Annotated in this window: 18 protein-coding genes; 9 read left to right on the plus strand and 9 right to left on the minus strand. The window is 69.5% G+C overall.

Features of this window, described 5'->3' with window-relative positions:
• Window positions 1–60: 60 nt before the first annotated feature.
• From ACIPV2_RS08680 to ACIPV2_RS08690, 3 genes are read right to left on the minus strand one after another with little or no spacing between them, the layout of a single operon-like run.
• Window positions 61–792: an IclR family transcriptional regulator gene (locus tag ACIPV2_RS08680; protein ID WP_400840340.1), complete on the minus strand. Its 732-nt coding sequence runs from the start codon at window positions 790–792 to the stop codon at window positions 61–63.
• Window positions 792–2,378 carry an amidohydrolase family protein gene (locus ACIPV2_RS08685; protein ID WP_400840342.1) on the minus strand — a complete coding sequence of 529 codons (1,587 nt, stop codon included), beginning with the start codon at window positions 2,376–2,378 and terminating at the stop codon, window positions 792–794. Before ACIPV2_RS08685 ends, ACIPV2_RS08680 begins: the two co-directional genes overlap by 1 nt.
• An 8-nt stretch (window positions 2,379–2,386) precedes the next feature.
• Window positions 2,387–3,640 carry an alanine racemase gene (locus tag ACIPV2_RS08690; RefSeq protein WP_400840344.1) on the minus strand — a complete coding sequence of 418 codons (1,254 nt, stop codon included), beginning with the start codon at window positions 3,638–3,640 and terminating at the stop codon, window positions 2,387–2,389.
• 67 nt (window positions 3,641–3,707) lie between these two features.
• Between ACIPV2_RS08690 and ACIPV2_RS08695 the strand changes: the two genes are divergently transcribed.
• Entirely contained in the window at window positions 3,708–4,646 is a 939-nt protein-coding gene (locus ACIPV2_RS08695) for a sugar kinase (RefSeq protein ID WP_400840345.1), read from the plus strand.
• 13 nt (window positions 4,647–4,659) lie between these two features.
• A complete protein-coding gene (locus ACIPV2_RS08700) occupies window positions 4,660–5,262 on the plus strand; it encodes a bifunctional 4-hydroxy-2-oxoglutarate aldolase/2-dehydro-3-deoxy-phosphogluconate aldolase (RefSeq protein WP_400840347.1) in 603 nt (200 codons plus the stop codon).
• A 132-nt stretch (window positions 5,263–5,394) separates the two neighbouring features.
• Here the strand turns inward: ACIPV2_RS08700 and ACIPV2_RS08705 are convergent, their stop codons facing one another.
• Complete coding sequence (locus ACIPV2_RS08705) at window positions 5,395–6,744, minus strand: MFS transporter (RefSeq protein ID WP_400840349.1); 1,350 nt, start codon at window positions 6,742–6,744, stop codon at window positions 5,395–5,397.
• A 139-nt stretch (window positions 6,745–6,883) separates the two neighbouring features.
• On the opposite strand from ACIPV2_RS08705, the gene ACIPV2_RS08710 reads away from it, so the two are divergent.
• Together ACIPV2_RS08710 and ACIPV2_RS08715 are read left to right on the plus strand one after the other, a co-directional pair.
• The gene (locus ACIPV2_RS08710) at window positions 6,884–7,615 is read left to right on the plus strand and encodes a transcriptional regulator (protein WP_400840351.1); all 732 of its coding nucleotides are present in this window, start codon (window positions 6,884–6,886) and stop codon (window positions 7,613–7,615) included.
• Complete coding sequence (locus ACIPV2_RS08715; RefSeq protein WP_400840353.1) at window positions 7,608–8,036, plus strand: rhodanese-like domain-containing protein; 429 nt, start codon at window positions 7,608–7,610, stop codon at window positions 8,034–8,036. The genes ACIPV2_RS08710 and ACIPV2_RS08715 overlap by 8 nt, the downstream gene beginning before the upstream one ends.
• A gap of 106 nt (window positions 8,037–8,142) precedes the next feature.
• Here ACIPV2_RS08715 and ACIPV2_RS08720 read toward each other — a convergent pair whose 3' ends face one another.
• From ACIPV2_RS08720 to ACIPV2_RS08735, 4 genes are all read right to left on the minus strand, one after another.
• Complete coding sequence (locus tag ACIPV2_RS08720) at window positions 8,143–9,048, minus strand: glycine betaine ABC transporter substrate-binding protein (RefSeq protein WP_400841788.1); 906 nt, start codon at window positions 9,046–9,048, stop codon at window positions 8,143–8,145.
• A gap of 46 nt (window positions 9,049–9,094) precedes the next feature.
• Window positions 9,095–10,021 (minus strand): ABC transporter permease, encoded by a 927-nt coding sequence (locus ACIPV2_RS08725; protein WP_400840356.1) that lies wholly within the window; start codon window positions 10,019–10,021, stop codon window positions 9,095–9,097.
• Complete coding sequence (locus ACIPV2_RS08730; RefSeq protein ID WP_400840359.1) at window positions 10,021–11,361, minus strand: glycine betaine/L-proline ABC transporter ATP-binding protein; 1,341 nt, start codon at window positions 11,359–11,361, stop codon at window positions 10,021–10,023. The genes ACIPV2_RS08725 and ACIPV2_RS08730 overlap by 1 nt, the downstream gene beginning before the upstream one ends.
• A 481-nt stretch (window positions 11,362–11,842) precedes the next feature.
• Window positions 11,843–13,045, minus strand: coding sequence for a class I SAM-dependent methyltransferase (locus ACIPV2_RS08735; protein ID WP_400840361.1), 1,203 nt, complete (start codon window positions 13,043–13,045; stop codon window positions 11,843–11,845).
• Between the two features lie 68 nt (window positions 13,046–13,113).
• On the opposite strand from ACIPV2_RS08735, the gene ACIPV2_RS08740 reads away from it, so the two are divergent.
• The 4 genes from ACIPV2_RS08740 (at window position 13,114) to ACIPV2_RS08755 (ending at window position 16,476) form a co-directional block, all read left to right on the plus strand.
• Window positions 13,114–13,797: a TetR/AcrR family transcriptional regulator gene (locus ACIPV2_RS08740; protein ID WP_400840363.1), complete on the plus strand. Its 684-nt coding sequence runs from the start codon at window positions 13,114–13,116 to the stop codon at window positions 13,795–13,797.
• On the plus strand, window positions 13,794–14,813 hold the full coding sequence (locus ACIPV2_RS08745; protein WP_400840366.1) for an ABC transporter ATP-binding protein: 1,020 nt from the start codon (window positions 13,794–13,796) through the stop codon (window positions 14,811–14,813). The genes ACIPV2_RS08740 and ACIPV2_RS08745 overlap by 4 nt, the downstream gene beginning before the upstream one ends.
• Window positions 14,810–15,610: an ABC transporter permease subunit gene (locus tag ACIPV2_RS08750; RefSeq protein ID WP_400840368.1), complete on the plus strand. Its 801-nt coding sequence runs from the start codon at window positions 14,810–14,812 to the stop codon at window positions 15,608–15,610. The genes ACIPV2_RS08745 and ACIPV2_RS08750 overlap by 4 nt, the downstream gene beginning before the upstream one ends.
• A 62-nt stretch (window positions 15,611–15,672) precedes the next feature.
• Window positions 15,673–16,476: a MerR family transcriptional regulator gene (locus ACIPV2_RS08755; protein ID WP_400840370.1), complete on the plus strand. Its 804-nt coding sequence runs from the start codon at window positions 15,673–15,675 to the stop codon at window positions 16,474–16,476.
• Between the two features lie 337 nt (window positions 16,477–16,813).
• On the opposite strand, the gene ACIPV2_RS08760 is transcribed toward ACIPV2_RS08755, so the two are convergent.
• Window positions 16,814–18,037 carry an FAD-binding oxidoreductase gene (locus tag ACIPV2_RS08760; protein ID WP_101187835.1) on the minus strand — a complete coding sequence of 408 codons (1,224 nt, stop codon included), beginning with the start codon at window positions 18,035–18,037 and terminating at the stop codon, window positions 16,814–16,816.
• Window positions 18,038–18,195: 158 nt separating this feature from the next.
• Between ACIPV2_RS08760 and ACIPV2_RS08765 the strand changes: the two genes are divergently transcribed.
• Window positions 18,196–18,678, plus strand: coding sequence for an Lrp/AsnC family transcriptional regulator (locus ACIPV2_RS08765; protein ID WP_400840373.1), 483 nt, complete (start codon window positions 18,196–18,198; stop codon window positions 18,676–18,678).
• Window positions 18,679–18,767 lie beyond the last annotated feature (89 nt).

An 18,767-nucleotide genomic window follows, 5' to 3' on the forward strand; every position in this document is an offset into this window, starting at 1 on the left:
TTTCTCTCCTTCTGTTCGGTCTGGTCTGGTCGGTCGGTCTGGTGGTTCAGGTGAGCCCGCTCAGCTCAGCCGCTGCGCGATCTCGGCCGCCGTCTCGCGCAGCATGGGCACGCGCTGCTCGAGCTGCCTGCGGGTCTGGGCGACTCGCAGCGCCGTGAGCGACAGCGCGCCGACGACGCCGGCGGGCGTGACGATCGGCACGGCGACGCAGCCGACGAAATCCTCGAACTCCGCGTCGTCGAACGCCCATCCCCGCCGGGCGGTGAGCGCGAGATCGGCGTCGAGAGCGGCGCGCGTGGTGAGGGTACGGGCGGTGTGCGGATGCCAGTCCGCGCCGGCCAGCACGGCATCGCGGCGGTCGGTGGGCAGCTCGGCCAGGATCGCCTTGCCGATCCCGCTGCAGTACGGCAGCACGGATGCGCCGACCCGGGAGTACATGCGAACGCCCGCGGCATCCTCAACCTTGTCGACATAGACGATCTCATCGCCGACCAGCGCCCCGACGTGCACGGTGTTGCCAACGATCCGATGCAGCCGCCTGGCGTGCGCGAAGGCCGCGCCGCGCAGGTCGAGCTGCTCCAGTGCCGCTTCGCCCAGCACGGCGAGCTGCAAGCCGACGGCGTAGCGTCCGTCGCTCTGCCGTCGCACGAATCCGACCTGCTCCAGGCTCTGCAGCTCGCGGAACATCGTCGATCGGTGGATGCCGAATTCATCCGCCAGCCCGTTCACCGTCGCAGGCTCCCCGGCGAGGGAGCCCAGGATCCGGGCCGCGCGCGTCACGCTCTGCGACATCACGCGCCGTCCCGGCGCAGGCCGCGCCCGGGCAGCGCGCCGGTCAGCTCACCGTCGGCGAGCACCTGCACCCCCGCGACGAAGACATCGTCGATGCCCGTGGCGAGCGTACGCGGCTGCTCGTAGGTGGCGCCGTCGGCGACGGTCTCAGGATCCACGAGAAGCACGTCGGCGATTGCACCGGCCTCGATCACGCCGCGGCGCCCGAGGTGGAACCGCCGCGCGGGCTGCGCGGAGAGGTGGTGCACGGCATCCACCCATGTCCACGCGCCCAGCTCGCGCACGAACTCGCGCAGGTACCGCGCGAACGACCCGGCGGCCCGCGGATGCGGATGCGCGCCGACGAAGATCCCGTCCGAGCCGCCGATGTGGCCGGGGTGCGCGAAGATGCGTGCGAGCTCGGTGGCCGGGCGCGGACTGCGCACGGCCATCACGGCGCTGCTCTCCATGCGCGATGCCGCGAGCAGGTCGAAGGCCAAGTCCATCGGGTCTGCTCCGGCGCGCTCTGCGGCCGCGCGCAGGGTGAGGCCGTGCGCCCAGCCGTAGTCGGATGCCGCGATATGGGCGAGCGTGATCATCTCGGGCCAGTCGGGGCCGAGGCTCGGGCTGTTCGAGGCGCGCTGCGCGCAGGTGTCGCGCAGCGCATCGCGGCCGAGCGGGTCGCCGAGCAGCGCGACGACCTCGTCGACCGGCAGCGCCGAGATCTCCGGCGGCAGCAGCGGCATGCCCAGCAGCGTGCAGCCGCGGATGTACGGGTAGGCGTCGAAGGTCGCCTCGACCCCGGCCGCCTCGAAGGCGTCGAGCTGCTCGAGCACGATGTCGGCGTCGGCGTGCAGGTGCGAGACGTGCACGGGCAGGGCTGCACCGGCATCCGCCGCCGCGCGGTGCGAGATCTCGACCATCTCGGCGATGCCGGCTGCGGTGTTCGCCTCATACCCGCCGCGCATGTGGCTGACGTACACGCCGCCGGCACGGGCGACGGGGCCGCAGAGGGCCGCGATCTCCTCGGCATCCTGGAAGATGCCCGGCACGTAGTCCAGACCGGTCGACAGGCCGAGCGCCCCGTCGGCTATGCCCTGCTCGACGAGCGCGATCATGCTCTCGCGCTCGGTGTCGGTCGCCGTGGCGCTGCTGCGTCCGCACACCTCGAAGCGCACGGTGCCCGCCGGAACCAGGTAGCCCGCGTTCAGCGCCGAGGCGCCGTCGACGGCATCCAGCAGCGCGGCGATCCCGCCGCCGACGTAGGTCGGGTGCGGGCCGTTGATCGCGGCGAAGTAGCCGCTCGCATAGGCGCCGTCGCCGGGCGCGTACGAGACGCCGTCCTGCCCGCCGATGATCGTCGTGACGCCCTGTCGCAGCAGCGCCCTGGTGACCTCGGAGTCGCGCAGCAGGCCGTCGGCGTGCGAGTGCGCGTCGATGAATCCGGGTAGCACGAGGCGACCGGTGGCGTCGATCACCCGATCGCCGTCGCTCGCCTCGACCTCCCCGACCTCGACGATGAGGTCGCCTTCGAGGGCGACATCGGCGGCCTGGATGCCATCGGATGCGACGATGGAACCGCCACGCAGGACTGTGCGACCGGACATGCTGCGCCTCAGAACCAGGTGCGGATCAGGCCGACGACGACACCGGAGTCGACGGAGTCGACGACCGGCAGCACCCGCCACTTGTCGAAGGCGGTGCACGGGTGCGACAGGCCGAAGCGCACGACCGAGCCGACGTCGAGCGGCTCTGCCGGTCGAACGTAGGAGTGCTGGTCGTTCATCGCCGACAGAGTCGCGTCGAGCGGATGCCAGGGCCCGGCCAGATCGTCAGCCGCGGCGCGCGGGATGGGCAGGCCCTCGTCGTACGGCAGGTCGCGCTTGCCGGCATCCACCAGCGCCAGACCGTCCTCGGGACGGGAGACGACACGCGCGATGCCGTGCATCGCGTTGACGAATCGAGGGCCGTCCGGGGCACCGCCCTCATCGAACGGCGAGATGCCGCGGTAGAACCCGTCGTCGTGCACGATGTACGCGCCGGATCGCAGGACGAACCGCGTGCGCTCGTCACGCTCGACGTTCGACCACACGTCGGCGACGATCTCGAAGTAGGCGCTGCCGCCGGCTGTCACGTAGATCTCGCCGTCGTCGTACAGCGGGGCGATGGTGCGGTGCAGTTCAAGCTGCGCCTCGAGATAGGCCCGCACGGCGTCGAGACCCGGCGCGGAGCGGTCGTGGGCGAGGCTGCCCTCGTATCCCGCGACGCCGGCCAGACGCAGCACGTCGGATGCCGCGAGGCGCTCGGCGATCTGCACCGCCTCGGCGATCGAGCGCGCGCCGGTGCGGCCGCCCTCGGCGCCGAGTTCGACGCAGACGTCGACGGGGCGGGGGACCCCCACCGCACGCAGCCCCTGCTCCATCGCGTCGACGGTGGCGAGCGAGTCGGCCCAGCACACGAACCGGAATGCGGGATCCGCGAGCTCACCGGCGAGCCAGGCGAGCGAGCGCGCGTCGACGGCGGAGTTGGCGAGCATGATCGAGTCGAGTCCGAGGTCGCGGCCGGTGCGCACCTGGCCCATGGTGGCGAGCGTGATGCCGAGAGCGCCGGCGTCGAGCTGGCGCTGCCACAGTTCGGGAGCCATCGTCGTCTTGCCGTGCGGCATGATCTCCAGATCGTTCGCCGCGCACCATTCGGCCATCGTCGCGACGTTGGCGCGCATCGCGGCGTCGTCGAGCACGATCAGGGGAGTCCAGAACTCGTCGAGTCGGGGCTTCGTCTCGAGGAAGGCGGATGCGGTCATCCCGATCGCCCGCTCCGGGATGCCCTTGTCGCGTGCGGTCAGCAGCTCATCGGCCATATGACTCATCTCCCTCTTGTGCGCATGGTGCAACAGCAATTGCAGTGGATGCACACGTCGCCTCATCATGGTAACCATGCCCGACACTTCTGCTCCACGCCTGATCGCGATCGGCGAGACGATGGCGCTCATCGCCCCGGCGCGGCCCGAGCCGCTCGCGACCACGCAGGACGTGCGGCTGCTCATCGGCGGTGCCGAGTCGAACGTGGCAATCCACGCGGCGCAGCTCGGCATCCGGAGTGCATGGGTCAGCGCCGTGGGCGACGATCCCCTCGGCGTGCGCGTGCGCGACGAGGTCGCCTCTCACGGTGTCGACGTCGGCTGGGTCAGCACCGACCCGCACGCACCCACCGGCGTCTACTTCAAGGACCCGGGTCGCGGGGTGCTCTACTACCGCCGCGGCTCGGCCGCGTCGGCGATGACCCCCGATACGGTCGCCGAGGTTCCGCTGGAGCAGGCTGCCCTGGTGCATGTGTCGGGCATCACGCCCGCCCTCTCGAGCAGCTGCGCCGCGCTCGTCGACTCCGTCGTCGATCGGGTGACCGAGGGCGACGGCATCCTGAGCTTCGACGTCAACCACCGCGCCGCGCTGTGGCAGCCCGACGCCGCCGCTCCCGCCCTGCTCGCGCTCGCCCGTCGCGCCGATCTCGTCTTCGTCGGCCTGGACGAGGCCGAGGGCCTGTGGGGCACCGCCGACGCCGACGCGGTGCGCGCGCTGATCCCCGAGCCGGCCCTGCTCGTCGTCAAGGACGGCGACGTCGGCGCGACCGAGTACGAGCGGCGGGACGGCGCCGACGTGCGCACCTTCACGCCCGCGATCAAGACCGAGGTCGTCGAGGCGGTCGGCGCGGGCGATGCCTTCGCCGCCGGCTACCTCTCGGCGCACCTGAGCGGCGCGACGGCAGAGGAGCGCCTGCTCGCCGGACACCGGCGCGCGCACCTCGTCCTGCAGTCCACCGGCGACCTGCTGCCCGATCACGCTGCCGACGACACCCTGACCATCGACCAAGCCTGAAAGGCGATCGAACATGACCGACAACTCCGTCTTCGAAGAGATCTTCCGCGACGTGCCCCTGATGGCGATCCTGCGCGGCATGGGGGTCGAGCGCACGCTCGCCACCGCCACCCGCGCCTGGGACCTCGGCATCACCGCCGTCGAGGTGCCCGTGCAGACCCCGACCGACATCGAGGCGCTGCGCGTGGTGGCCGAGGCCGCCCGCGAGCGCGGCCTCACCGTGGGCGCCGGCACCGTCGTGACGCTCGAGCACGTGCGCCAGGCCGCCGACGCCGGCGCCGCCTTCACCGTGAGCCCGGGCTTCGACGTCGACGTGGTGCGCGCGTCGCACGAGGCAGGGCTCCCGGCGCTGCCCGGGGTCTCGACCGCCACCGAGGTGCAGCGGGCACTCGCCGAGGGGCTCACCTGGCTGAAGGCCTTCCCCGCATCGCTGCTCGGCACGGGATGGTTCCCGGCCATGCGCGGACCGTTCCCGCAGGCGCGCTTCGTCGCCACGGGCGGCATGGACTCGGGGAACGCCCGCTCGTACCTCGACGCCGGCGTGCGCGTCGTCGCCGTCGGCTCGGCGCTGGAGGACGAGTCCCAGCTCCCCGCACTGGCGCAGCTGCTCGCCTGAGCACCGCGGGTTACCCCGCACCAGACCATCGAGGCCCCCTCGTGGCATCCGCGCCCCCTCTGAATCACGTGATTCAGAGGGGGTACGGACGACCGGAGGGGGCCTCGATCGTGCAACTGCACGGAACGCATGTCAGACAGTCGCGTCCTGACGGGTCACAGAGAGCTCGTGCAGACGACCTGCGCCCTCGACATCGGGTCGGATGGATGCCATCAGCGTGGCGATCACGCCGACGATCGCGATCACTGCGGCGTAGACCACGACGGGCCAGAACGCGCCACCCGCGGAGAGGACCAGCGCGGCGCAGATGACCGGCGCGAGACCGCCGCCCAGGGTGTTCGAGATCTGGTAGCCGATGTTGACGCCGGTGGTGCGCGCCTCGGCGTCGAACATCTCGGCGAGCATCGTGGCGAGCGTGGCCTGCATGGCGACGCCGAACACGACGAATCCGAGGATCTGACCGAGCCAGATCAGCCACATGTTGCCGGTCGAGAACAGCGCGAACGCCGGGTAGACCATGGCGGCGAAGCCGATGCATCCGATGATGTACACCGTGCGGCGGCCGATCCGGTCGGAGATGCGACCCCACAGCGGCGCGACGAAGATCTGCAGCGCGCCGACGATCATCGTGCCGGCGAAGCCCATCCAGGCGGGAAGGCTCTTGTTCGTCACCATGAAGCCGAGGCCGTACGTGAGGATCACGTAGCCGGCGATCGACTGCGGAAGGCCGATCAGGATGCCGAGGATCGTGTTCTTCGGGTGACGGAAAGCCTCGACGAGCGGGTTGTGCTTCTTGCCCCGCGCCGCGACCATCAGCGTCTGCGTCTCGGTGAACTCCTCGGACTCCTCGAGGTGGCGACGCAGGATCACGGCGGCGATCGCGAGCACAAGGGAGAACACGAACGGGATGCGCCATCCCCACTCGATGAACCACGAGCCGGGGGTCAGGCCCAGGCCGGCCATCAGGCCGCCCGAGACGACGTTGGCCACGCCGGCGCCGCTGATCAGGAAGGCGCCGTACAGGCCCTTCCTGCCGACGGGTGCGGCCTCGACGACCATGGTCACCGCTCCGCCCATCTCGCCGCCGACGAAGAAGCCCTGGCAGAGACGGAAGAACAGCAGCAGCAGCGGTGCGGCGATGCCGATTGCCGCATCCGGTGGGATGAGGCCGATGCCGGTCGTCGCGATGCCCATGCCGACAACGGTGCTCATCAGCACCACCTTGCGGCCGACGCGGTCGCCGATGATGCCCCAGACGATGCCGCCGACCGGCCGCAGGAAGAACCCGACGGCGAAGGTCGCGAACGATGACAGCTGGCCGATCACCGGGTCTTCGGTCGAGAAGAACACGGCGGGGAAGACCGCGGCCGACGCCAGACCGTACAGGTAGTAGTCGTAGTACTCGATCAGCGTGCCGATCGCGCCACCGGCGACCGTCTTGCGCTGCTTCGGCGTCAAGCCGCGGGATGCGACTGTGGCCATGGGAGCCTCCTTGCTCAGGGGTGAAGAGGGGGGTCGGGTGAGGATGTGACCCTCGACGGAAGAGACCGCCGCCGCTAAGATAGCCCACGGATAGACACAATGTCTACTGTAAAGATTTTTTGTAAAGCTGAGGTGGACGATGGCGACGCAGACTGCAATGCGGCAGGCGGCGGCAGTGCTGGCAGAGGATGCCGCGCGGCAGACATACGAGAGCGCGGAGGAGATCCTTCGGCTGTACCGACCCGTGATGCGCGCGCTCGCCACCGCCGCCGGCCCGTCGGTCGAGGTCGTGCTGCACAACCTCGACGGCGCCGACGTCGACCTCGGGCACACCATCATGGCGATCGAGAACGGACACGTCACCGGTCGGTCAGTGGGCGGACCGTCGACGAACCTCGGCCTCGATGTGCTGAAGGACCGCCAGAAGGATCACGACGCGTTCGGCTATCGGGGTCGCACGAGCGACGGCCGCGAGCTGCGCTGCTCGTCGGTGTACTTCCACAACGCCGCCGGTGACATCATCGCCTCGTTCTGCATCAACGTCGACCTGAGTCCGCTGCAGCAGGCTCGCAACATGCTCGAGGCGCTGCTGCCCGTGGCAGCGACCACCGCCGCCGCGGACGAGCGCCCGCAGGAGCACTTCGGCACCGACCTGGTGTCGGTGATGGATCAGATGATCGCCGAGGCGATCGGCGAGATCGGCCGGCCCGTCGAGCAGATGACGCGTGACGACAAGATCGCGGTGCTCGAGAAGCTCGACCAGCGCGGTGTCACGCAGATGCGCAAGTCGATCGAGACGATCGCCAAGCGGCTGCATGTCTCTCGCGTGACCGCGTACTCGTATCTCGACGAGACGCGCAGTCGTGGCTGACGCCGCGCTCTCCGCCTCCATCGCAGCGCGGCTCGCGCATGTCGACGCCCGCATCGCCTTCGAGATCGACGTGGTCGCGGCCGCGGAGGCCGTCGCCTCGGGCGCGGCGGTGCTCGTCGACACCCGTCGGCAGGAGTCCTGGGATCACGGCCACATCGCCGGCGCCCTGCATCTGCCGACGGCGGATCGGGATGCCCGGATCGCCGAGCTGCCGCGCGACCGCACCCTCATCGTGTACGGCTGGGGCCCGGGATGCAACGGCGCCACCGCCGCTGCGCGCCGGCTCCTGGCATCCGGATTCGACACCCGCGAGCTGCTCGGCGGGTACGAGTACTGGATGCGCAACGGCTTCCCGGTCGAGAAGGACGGCGCGACCACCCGCCCGTCGCCCGACCCGCTGGTCACCGCCGAGACGCACTGACCCTCAACACGTCGAGGCCCCCTCGTGGCATCCGCACCCCCTCTGAATCACGTGATCCAGAGGGGGCGCGGACGACCAGAGGGGGCCCCGGCGAGAAGTCAGCGGGTCACTTGAGGACGTCGGGGTTCTCCTCGAGCCATGCCTTGACGGCCTCGCGCTCCTTGCCCTCGCCGTACTCGTTCACGACCATGTCCTCGAGCGAGCCGTACTGCTCGTCGTCGAGCTTGATGCTCTCGATCAGCTCAGCGGCCTCGGGGTACTCGTCAGCGAAGCCCTTCGTGCCCAGGAAGTGCAGGCCCTCGGCCTCACCCATCAGGCCGTTCGGGTCTTCGAGGTCCTTCACGGGGAAGGCGTCGTTGGCCCAGAACGGACGCCACAGCGTGACGACGAGGTCCTCCTGCTTGTCGGTCGCCTTCTTCAGCTCGGTGAGCATCGCCGCGGTCGACGAGGTGACCAGCTCGTACTCGCTGTCGAGTCCGGTCTCGCCGAGCATCTTCGTGGTCTGCTCGGTGAGGCCGGCGCCCGGCTCGATGCCGATGATCTTGCCGTCGTAGTTCGCGGCCTTGCCCTTGAGGTCCTCGATCGAGGTGAGCTCGGAGTACTCCGGCACCGCGATGGTGAGCTTCGCGTTCTCGTAGTACGTGCCGAGATCTTCGATGTCGTCGCCGTACTTGTCCATGTACTTCTTGTGGGTGAGCTCGGGCCAGGCCGACGGGTAGATGTCGACGTCGCCCTGCGCGAGACCGGTGTACAGCGGGCCCGCGTCGGTGAGGGTCTTCATCTCGACGTCGTAGCCGAGCTCCTCGAGCTTGTTCTCGAGCAGGTACGCCGTGCTGAGGCCGTCGGTCCACGACGGCAGGAAGCCGAGCGTGATGGTGCCCTTGTCGCCCTTCGAGCCGCCGTCGGCGTCGCCGCCGGTGCCGCCGGTTCCGCCGTTGCTCGTGCAGCCGGCGAGGGCGAGCGAGCCGATGGCTCCGATGGCCAGGAGTGCAGTGATCTTCTTCTTCACGATGTTCTCTCTCTGTTGCGTATATGTGATTGCGGGTGCGGGATGCAGGTCAGGCAGGCTGCAGTGCGGCATCCGGCACCGCGACGGATGCCGAGCTGCGGCGCCGCGCCTCGCGGCGACGAGCCAGGATTCCGAGCAGCGATGCGTGATTCTCTGCCGGTGCGCCGAGGGCAGCGGTGACCCGGTCGAGGAAGACGGCGATCAGCACGACGCCGAGCCCCGCCTCGACGCCCTTGGCGATGTTGATCGTCGAGATCGCCTCGACGACCATCTTGCCGAGGCCGTCGGCGCCGGCCATGCCGGCGATGACCGCCATCGACAGGGCCAGCATGATGACCTGGTTGATGCCGGCCATGATGGTCGGCATCGCGAGCGGCAGCTGGATGCCACGCAGGATCTGCCCGGGCTTCGCGCCGAACGCGTGGCCTGCCTCGACGGTCTCGCTGTCGACGCCGCGGATGCCGAGCTCGGTGAAGCGCACCCCAGGAGGCAGCGCGAAGATGATCGTGGCGACCATGCCGGGAACCACGCCGATGCCGAAGAACACGATGGCGGGGATCAGGTACACGAAGGCGGGCATGGTCTGCATGAAGTCGAGCACAGGCTTCAGCAGTGCGCGGACGGTGCCGTTGCGCGCCGACCAGATGCCCAGAGGCACGGCGATCAGCACCGCGATGACCGCGGCGACGAGCACGAGCGACATGGTCTGCATGGCGGGAACCCACAGGTTCATGCCCACGATCAGCAGCAGCGAGGCGGCGGTGCCGATCGCGAGCTGCCACGAGCGCACCAGCCACGCGATGAGCGCGGCGATCGCGATGATCGCGACGAAGTGCACCGACAGCAGTCCGGCGGTCAGCCCGTTGACGAGGAAGCCGAAGACGAACGAGACGCCATCGAGCAGGCCGTCGAGGTTGTCCTTGACCCAGTCGACGATGCCGGCGACCCACGTTCCGATCGGAATGCGGAAATCCATCAGTGCACCTCCTCGGTGTCAGCGGTGCCGGCTTCGTCGTCGGCCGACTCGGCGGCTGCCTCAGCGGCGGCCTCGGTGAACGAGCTCGCCTCGGCGAGCACCTCGTCGATCACGGCCTGCGGCATCGGATTCAGCGGCAGGGTCAGTTCGCCCGTCGCGCCGGGGCCGGGGCCGAGCGCGGCGAGCAGGGTGACGCGCGGGATCACACCGGTCAGGCGCCCCTCGGCATCCGTCACCGCCAGCGGAACCGGCGACTCGACCGACGGGATGAACAGGTTCATCAGCACGTCGTCCTCGTGCACCTTCTGCGGAACAGGCTTGATGATCGACGCAAGCGAGGATTCGCCGCGGCGCACGAGCTTCACGGCATCCCGGTCGGTGACGATGCCGACCAGCTTGCGGTCGCGGCCGACGACGTAGGTCGCCGACATGTAGGCATCCCGCATCTGGCGCAGCGCCGTGCGCGGACCGGCCGACTCGGCCACGACCGGGCGCGGACGCTCCATGACGTTCGCAGCGGTGAGCACGCGCGCACGGTCGACGTCCTGCACGAACTGCTCGACGTAGTCGTTGGCGGGGTCGGTGAGGATGTCCTCGGGTGTGCCGATCTGCACGATGCGACCGTCACGCATCACCGCGATGCGGTCGCCGAGGAACATGGCCTCGTTGAGGTCGTGCGTGATGAACACGATGGTCTTCTGCAGCTTGGCCTGCAGCTCGACCAGCTGCTCCTGCATCTCGCGGCGGATCAGCGGATCGAGGGCGCTGAACGCCTCGTCCATGAGCAGGATGTCGGTGTCGGCGGCGAGCGCGCGGGCGATGCCGACGCGCTGCTGCATGCCGCCGGAGAGCTCGCTGGGCAGCTTGTCGCCCCAGCCCTCGAGGCCCACCAGGGCGAGGATCTCGTCGGCCTTGCGCAGGCGCTCGGTCTTCCCGACACCCTTCAGCTCGAGCGGATATGCGACGTTCGCGGCCACCGTGCGGTGCGGCAGCAGCGCGAAGTGCTGGAACACCATCGAGACGCGGTCGCGGCGGATGTCGCGCAGGCGCGCGCCCGGGATGCCGGTGATCTGGTCGCCGCCGATGGTGATCTCGCCGGCGGTCGCGTCGTGCAGGCCGTTGAGCATGCGGATGATCGTCGACTTGCCCGAACCCGACAGGCCCATGATGACGAAGATCTCACCGCGGTTCACGGTGAAGCTCGCGTCGATCACGGCGGCCGTGCCGACGTCCTGCACCTCGGTGCGCGTCTCACCGGCCTTCAGACGCTTCACGGCCTGCTGCGGATTTCGGCCGAAGACCTTGTAGATATTGCGCGCTTCAAGAGCGGTTTCGGACACGTTTCCCCCGTTGCCCACCGATTCTTCGGGTCTCGGCGGGCCGCTTCGGTTACGCCCGGGTGACGTTCTCAAGGCCGTTTCGACAGAAGCTGCAAGGCGGCGCGGACGGGGATTTCGGATCCCCGCGACAGAACATCAACCGTACGCCCGCGCCTCTTCGTGTACAGCTCAGTCGAAAGAAGGACGCGACCGCGGACTGGTCTCTGTGACCTCGCGGCCACCTATCCACGCTAACGAACGGCTGATCCGGTGGCAAATCCGGGTGGCGGTTTCCGGGCGTCACCGGGGGTTCCTGTGATCGGCTGTGCGTTGTTGCGCCGTGGTGCGGGGATGCGGAGTTGAGGGGCGCGGGGATGCGGAGGTAGGCGAACAACCCAAGGAAGGAGGATTTCGCGCAGATCCTCCTTCCCTCGCGTGTTCGCCTGCGCACGCGAGGCCGAGCGGATGCGCGGGCGGGACCGAGCATGGCGCGTCGCGGAATTCAGCCCCGGCGCACGCTGCGCGTGACGGTGAACTTCGGGGTGCGGGCGACCTGCTCGGTCGGGCCTACGTCGCGGCTCAGCACGCCCCGGTGATCGAGGTGCGAGTTGAACACCGTCCACACCTCGCCGCCCGGCCGCAGCAGCCGCGCGGCAGCCTGGATGAGGCGGTGACCCGCGCCCTCGTGCACACTCGTGCCGAGGTGGAACGGCGGATTCAGCAGGATGAGGTCAGCCGATCCATCGGGCATCTCGGAGCCGGCGTCGTCGAGCGTGACGCTGATGCGTCCGGCGAGGCCGTTCGCGACGACGGATGCCTGGGCCGAGCGCGCCGCGGAGGCGGATCGATCGGTGGCGGTGATCCTGGCATCCGGATGCTGCTGCGCGAACGCGACGGCGAGCGCGCCCGTTCCGCAGCCCAAATCGACGACGCGCAGCGGAGGCGACGTCACAACTTCCGAGAACTGCGCTGGCGTCCCCCCGATCGGCGCGTCGGTCGGGTGGAACGGTGCGGATGCCTGGAGCGGGGAAGGCGGGGTCAGCGCGGACATCACGTCGATCAGCACCCGCGTGCCCATGTCGAGCTTCGCTCCTGCAAATGCTCCGCCATAGGCGCACAGGGTGAAGCCGTCGTGCTGGCGGCTCACCGGAAACGGCGGCTGGTCGGGAACGGGCAGGGCTCCGGATGCCACGATCAACCGCGACTTGCGCTCCGCGCGCTGCGGCTGCACGTGCCCGAAGAACCGCGCGAGCAGCTCGTTCTGGGCGAGCGTCATGTGCTTCACCCGTCCACCCGCGATGAACATCACATCGGGCGCCGCCCAGCGGGCGACCGCGTCGGCGATCTCCTCGAGCTCGGCGAGCCCCTTGGGCAGCTGCAGCAGCACGAGCCGGGTGCCGCTGAGCAGCGAGCTGTCGAGTTCGTGCGCTGCGGGCAGCGGCAGATCGAGCGCCCGGGCGTTGGCGGCGAGCGCACGACGGCCGGTGATGAGGTCCTGATGCACGCGGATGCCGTGCAGCCCGGCATCCGTCAACGCGAGCGCGATCGCGCCGTACTCGTCACCGATCACCGCGATCTCGTCGCCCGCGACGCCGGTGTCGAGGGCGCGCCGCACGAGCAGCTCGTCGGTGGCATCCCAGGCCTGCAGATTCGCAGCCTCGACGTCGGGGAATCGTCGCAGTCGCTGGTAATCGAAGCCCGTCACCCGCTCACACTATCGCCGCCTTTCATCAGGTCTTGACGCCCACTGAACGCGCGTTTAGCATGCTGTACATGCGTTCAGCATCCGATGATCTCACGGCCCGCGCCCGCATCCGCGAGGCTGCGATCCGCGCCTTCGCCCGCGATGGGTTCGACGCCGCGAGCATGCGCGCGATCGCGAGGGAGGCCGGCGTCAGCGCAGCGCTGATCGTGCACCACTTCGGCGACAAGAATGCGCTTCGGACTGCGTGCGACGACTACGTCGTAGCGGCGTTCATCGACGACAAGCACGAGCTGATCGAGGCGCCCACGGCCGATCGCATCCGCGCCGCGCTGCATGATGTCGAGCGCTACGGTCCGTACATCGACTATCTCGGCCGCATGCTCGGCGACAGCTCGCCGGCCGCCGACCGCCTGTTCGATGAGATCGTGCGCGTCACCCGCGACGTGCTCGACGAGCAGCGCGAGGCGGGATTGCTCGTCGGGATGAGCGATCCCGAGATGACGACGCTGCTCCTGGTGATGATGGGCCTCGCGCCCGTGATGATGCGCGCCCAGATCGGCCGGATGCTCGGGCAGGACCAGCTGAGCCCCGCCGGGATGCTGCGCACGACCCTTCCCACTCTGGAACTGCTCACGCACGGCATCTACTCGAGCACGGCCGTCCTCGACGGAGCGCGCCAGGCCATGGCATCCGAGAACGAGTCATCCGGTAACGGGTCATCCGAGAAGCCCACCGAAGGAGGGGCATCATGAGTTCCGTCATCGACATCACCGCGCTGCACAAGCGCTTCGGGCGTCGCACGGCCCTGCACGGCCTCGAGTTGCAGGTGCAGCCGGGCACGATATACGGTCTGATCGGGCCGAACGGCGCCGGCAAGACCACGACTCTGCGCACCCTGGTCGACATCATCCGCCCCACCTCCGGTCAGGTGCGCGTGCTCGGCGAGGACCCGCGGCACGGTGGCGCGCGCCTGCGGCGCCGCATCGGCTACGTGCCGGGTGAGCTGCACCTCGAGGGACGCGTGACGGGGCACCGGATGCTGTCGTTCTACTCCGAGGTCTCCGGCGCGGTCACACGCGGATACGCGTCAGAGCTCGCCGAGCGTCTCGGCGTCGACCTGTCGCGGCCGGTGCGCAGTCTGTCGAAGGGCAACAAGCAGAAGGTCGGGCTGATCCAGGCGTTCATGCACCGGCCCGAGCTGCTCATCCTCGACGAGCCGACCAGCGGGCTCGACCCGCTCGTGCAGCGCGAGTTCCTCGCGATGGTGCGCGAGGCGCGCGACGGCGGGCAGACCGTGCTGCTCAGCTCGCACGTGCTCAGCGAGATCCAGCAGGTCGCGGACGAGGTCGCCGTGCTCGCCGCCGGCCGCGTGGTCGCGACGGGCGACGTCGCCTCGCTGCGCCTCGGCTCGGTGCGGCGGGTGCGGGTCTCGCTCGATGCGGGGGATCCGGATGCCGTGGGGCGGGCCTTCACGGGCATCCCGGGTGTGTCCGAAATCGAGATCACTCCGCAGGGCGATGTGCTGCACCTCACCGCGACGGTGGAGGGCGCGATCGACCCCTTCGTGAAGGCGCTCGCGCAGACGACCGTGCGCGACCTGACCGTCGAGGAGCCGGATCTCGAGGAGAGCGTGCTGCGCCTCTACTCTTCCTCTTCTTCGCCGACACCCCCACCTGCCGCCGACACCCCCACGTACGGACGGCCACACCTGGGGGTGTCGGCGGAAAGCAGGGGCGTCGGCGGGGAGAAGAAGGGAGGCGCGCGATGAAGAGCGTGCTGCCGGTGTTCCGGCGGAGCATCCGGGAGTCGTGGCGCAGCGGGATCGGGTGGATTCTCGGCATCGCCGCCGTGCTGTTCCTGTACCTGCCGCTGTACCCGAGCTTCGGGGCGAACGGGCAGCTCGAAGAGATCATCAAGGCCCTGCCGTCGCAGCTGATCGAGACCCTGGGATACGACCAGATCGCCACCGGTGCGGGGTATGCGCAGAGCACGTTCTACGGGCTGATGGGCTTTCTGCTGCTGACGATCGCCGCCGTGCTGTGGGGCTCGGCCGCGATCGCCGGCGCCGAGGAGTCCGGCCGACTCGAACTCGATCTCGCGCACGGCATCGGCCGAGCGCAGTACGCCGCCGAGTCGGCGCTAGCCGTGCTCGTGCGGCTGCTGTGGCTGGGTGCTCTGTCGGGCGCGATCGTATTCGCGCTGAACGATCCTGCGGAGCTGGGCATCCATCCGCCGCACATCATCGGAGCGGCGCTCGCCCTGACCGGACTCGCGTTCCTCAGCGCGATGGCGGGCCTGTTCGCCGGCGCACTCACCGGCCGCAAGGCCTGGGCGACGGGCGTCGCGGCCGGCGTCGCGGTGCTCGGATACGTGTTCCAGGCGGTGGCGAAGCAGTCGAAGGATCTCGAGTGGCTGAACGCCCTCTCGCCGTACGCGTGGGTGTATCACCAGCCGCCGCTGAAAGACGGTGTCGACGTGCCTGGGCTGCTGCTCGTCTGGGGGATCGCCGTGGCGCTGGCGGTGGCATCCGCCCTCGCCCTGGCGCGCCGCGACCTGCGCGGGTGAGGCTGCGGGCATCCGTCGAGCAGACTTGACCCTGACACAGTGTGAGGCGGTCGGATCAGAACATGTTGTCCATCGGAGCGTTCGCGCAGATCGGCCAGGTGACCCACCGCATGCTGCGGCACTGGGACACTGCGGGTCTGCTCGTGCCCGCGCACGTGGATGAGTTCACCTGTTACCGGTCGTACGATCCGTCGCAGCTCTACCGGCTGCATCGCATCGTCGCACTGCGGCAGCTGGGGTTCGGGCTGGAGCAGATCGGCGACGTCCTCGATGAGGGGATCGGTGCGGATCGCATAGCGGGCCTGCTGCGCTCCCATCGGGATGCCGTGGAGCACGAGCACCGCATCGCCACCGAACGACTCGTCGACGTGGAGCGGCGGCTCCACCTCATAGAGAGAGAGAAGCGCATGTCATCTGTCGAGTTCATCGAGAAGTCCCTGCCTGCCGTCCGCCTGATCGCCCGCACGGCGACTGTGCCCGCCGACGAGGTCGGTCGGCACGTGGGTCCCCTGTTCGGCGAGGTCGAAGACGGCCTGCCAGAGACGGAGGGGATGCTCGAGACGCCGATCGCCGAGTACCGTCCGACCGACGACGGGATGCTGCTGACCATCGGCTACGAGTACGGCGGCGGCCCCGTCGACGGCCTCGAGATCGTCGAGCTCGCCGCTGAGGAGCGCGCGGTGTGCGGCATCCACCTCGGGGCGACGACCGGCATCCCCGACACCTGGCACGCGCTGCACGCCGAGATGCTCGCTCGCGGGTTCACGCCCTCTGGCCCGTGCCGCGAACTCTACGTGCGGTCGTGGCCGCTCGACGACGAGTCCGACTGGGTCACCGAGCTGCAGCAGCCGGTGCGCCGCGCCTGACCCACCCAGTCGAATCTGTCGGGGATGCATTTCTCTGGCTCAGCATCCCTCTGACCAGTCCAATGCATCCCCGCTGCGGGTGCGGGGGGGTGGGATTCACCGGTGCGGGGTCGATTGCGTACGCTTTCGGGGCCACCGGCGTACGAAACTGACCCCGGATGCCCGGCAGCCGGGCGCATCCATCCGCATGCGGGCGCGCCGCCCGGTCGCCGGGGTGCGGGGTCAATCGCATACGCTTTCGGCGCCGCCGGCGTACAGAACTGACCCCGGATGCCCGGTACCCGCGCTCCGGAAGCCCCGAAACGGCGCGAGCGAGGCCCGAAAAACCGGCCCCGGCTCAGCGCAGCGGGTCGAAGGGCTTGATCTCCGGGGCGATGCGGCCGGTGGTGATCTGCTCGGCGAGGAGCTTGCCGGTCGCGGGCCCGAGCACGATGCCCCACATGCCGTGACCGCCGGCGACATACACGTTCGGAGCCTGGGTCGCGCCGACCAGCGGCAGGCCGTCGGGGGTGACGGGGCGCGAGCCGACCCACTCGTCCTGACGATCGTCGAGATCCAGACCCTGGAACATCTCCCGCGCCTGCGCGATGATCGCCTGCACCCGGCGCGGCTGGAAGGGCTCGTCGGGGCGTCGGAACTCCATCGTGCCGGCGATGCGGAAGCGCCCCTGGTACGGGGTGCACGCGATGCGCTGGAACGGGAAGTACACCGGGTGCTCCTGCGGAACCGACGTGGCGACCGTGAACGAGTAGCCGCGGCCGGCCTGCACGCGGGTGCGCACACCCAGCTTGCGGGCGAGCGCAGGCATCCAGGCGCCCGTCGCGATCACGACCGAGTCCGCCTCCAGTCGCTGCCCGTTCGACATCGTGACGACGGGGCGGCGGGTGGACGAGACGTCGGTGACCTCGTACCCGGTGATCAGCTCGGCGCCCCGCTCGACGACGGCAGCACCGAGCGCCTCGACGAACGGCGCGGGCTCGAAGAAGCGCTGCCCGTCGAGCCGGTAGGCGTGCGTCACGGCATCCGACAGCACCGGCGCAAGCTCGCGCGGGTTCTCGAGACGCTCGAACGGCACGTCCTGCCCGTGGCGGATCACGCCCTCGATCTCGTGCAGGAAGCCCTTGGAGTCGGCCTCCTGCTTGAAGCCGATCACGAACGGGCCCTCGCGGGTCCACGACTTCACGCCGCCATCGATCAGCTCGTCGAAGCACTCCAGCGCGATCTTGTCGATGGGCGTGAGATCGGCCATCGTCCGGTCCCACGCACGGTTGGTGCCGTGGGCGGCGAACTGCGCGAGGAACGACCAGAGCCCGGCATCCACCCGGAACGGCACGTGCAGAGCGGCATCCGGATCGAGCAGGGCCTTCGGCCCGTACGTCCACAGGCCGGTGTCGGCGAGCGGGATGGTCTTGCCCGGCGTCAGCCAGCCGGCGTTGCCCCACGACGAGCCGGCGGCGACGCCGACGCGGTCGATGACCGTGACGTCGACCCCGCGCTCCTGCAGATGCCACGCCGTGGCAAGTCCGACCATTCCTGCACCGACGATGATCGTGCGCGTCATTGCGTCCTCCTGAGACAGCTGATCGCGGGCGCGAGAGTAGACGCCCACTACCTGCGATTATGCAGATCTCCGCGATCTGCGGGTCGCCCGCCGAAGATTCTGCGTACAATCGCCTTCGAATGGTGGAAATCTTCACCGCGAGACGAGGAAGCGCCCCCATGACCCCTGATTCTTCGGCATCCGCTCACACCGCTCTGGATGCCGTCGACCGCACTCTCCTGTCGGAGCTGAGCCGCAACGGCCGGATCTCGAACACCGAGCTCGCCGCCATCGCCGGGATAGCCGAGTCGACGTGCCTGAAGCGCGTGCGCGCCCTGCAGGCGAACGGGGTGATCGTCGGCTTCCACGCCGAGATCTCACCCGCCGCGATGGGACTCCATCTCGAGGCGCTCATCACCATCCGCCTGCACGCGCACGCCCGCGGTGACCTGCGGCGGTTCCAGACCTATCTCGAGGGGCTGCCTGCCACGCAGCGGGTGTACTTCCTCGCCGGCGACCGCGACTTCCTCGTGCACGTCGCGGTTCCGGATGCCAGTGCGCTGCGCGAACTCGTCTCCGACACCATCAGCCTGAAGCCGGAAGTGGCATCCACCAGCACCAGCCTGATCTTCGCCCAGGCGGCCGGGTCGCGCGGCCTGTGACGCTCGACGAGTGACGCACCGGGCTTGAGCGCCGGGGTTGTGCGCCCTGCGCAGCGCCGGCCCGGCGAGCATCGCAGGGGTCCATCGTG

It is taken from the genome of Microbacterium sp. NPDC089987 (assembly GCF_044748505.1).
In the GTDB taxonomy this organism is placed as follows: Bacteria; Actinomycetota; Actinomycetes; order Actinomycetales; family Microbacteriaceae; genus Microbacterium.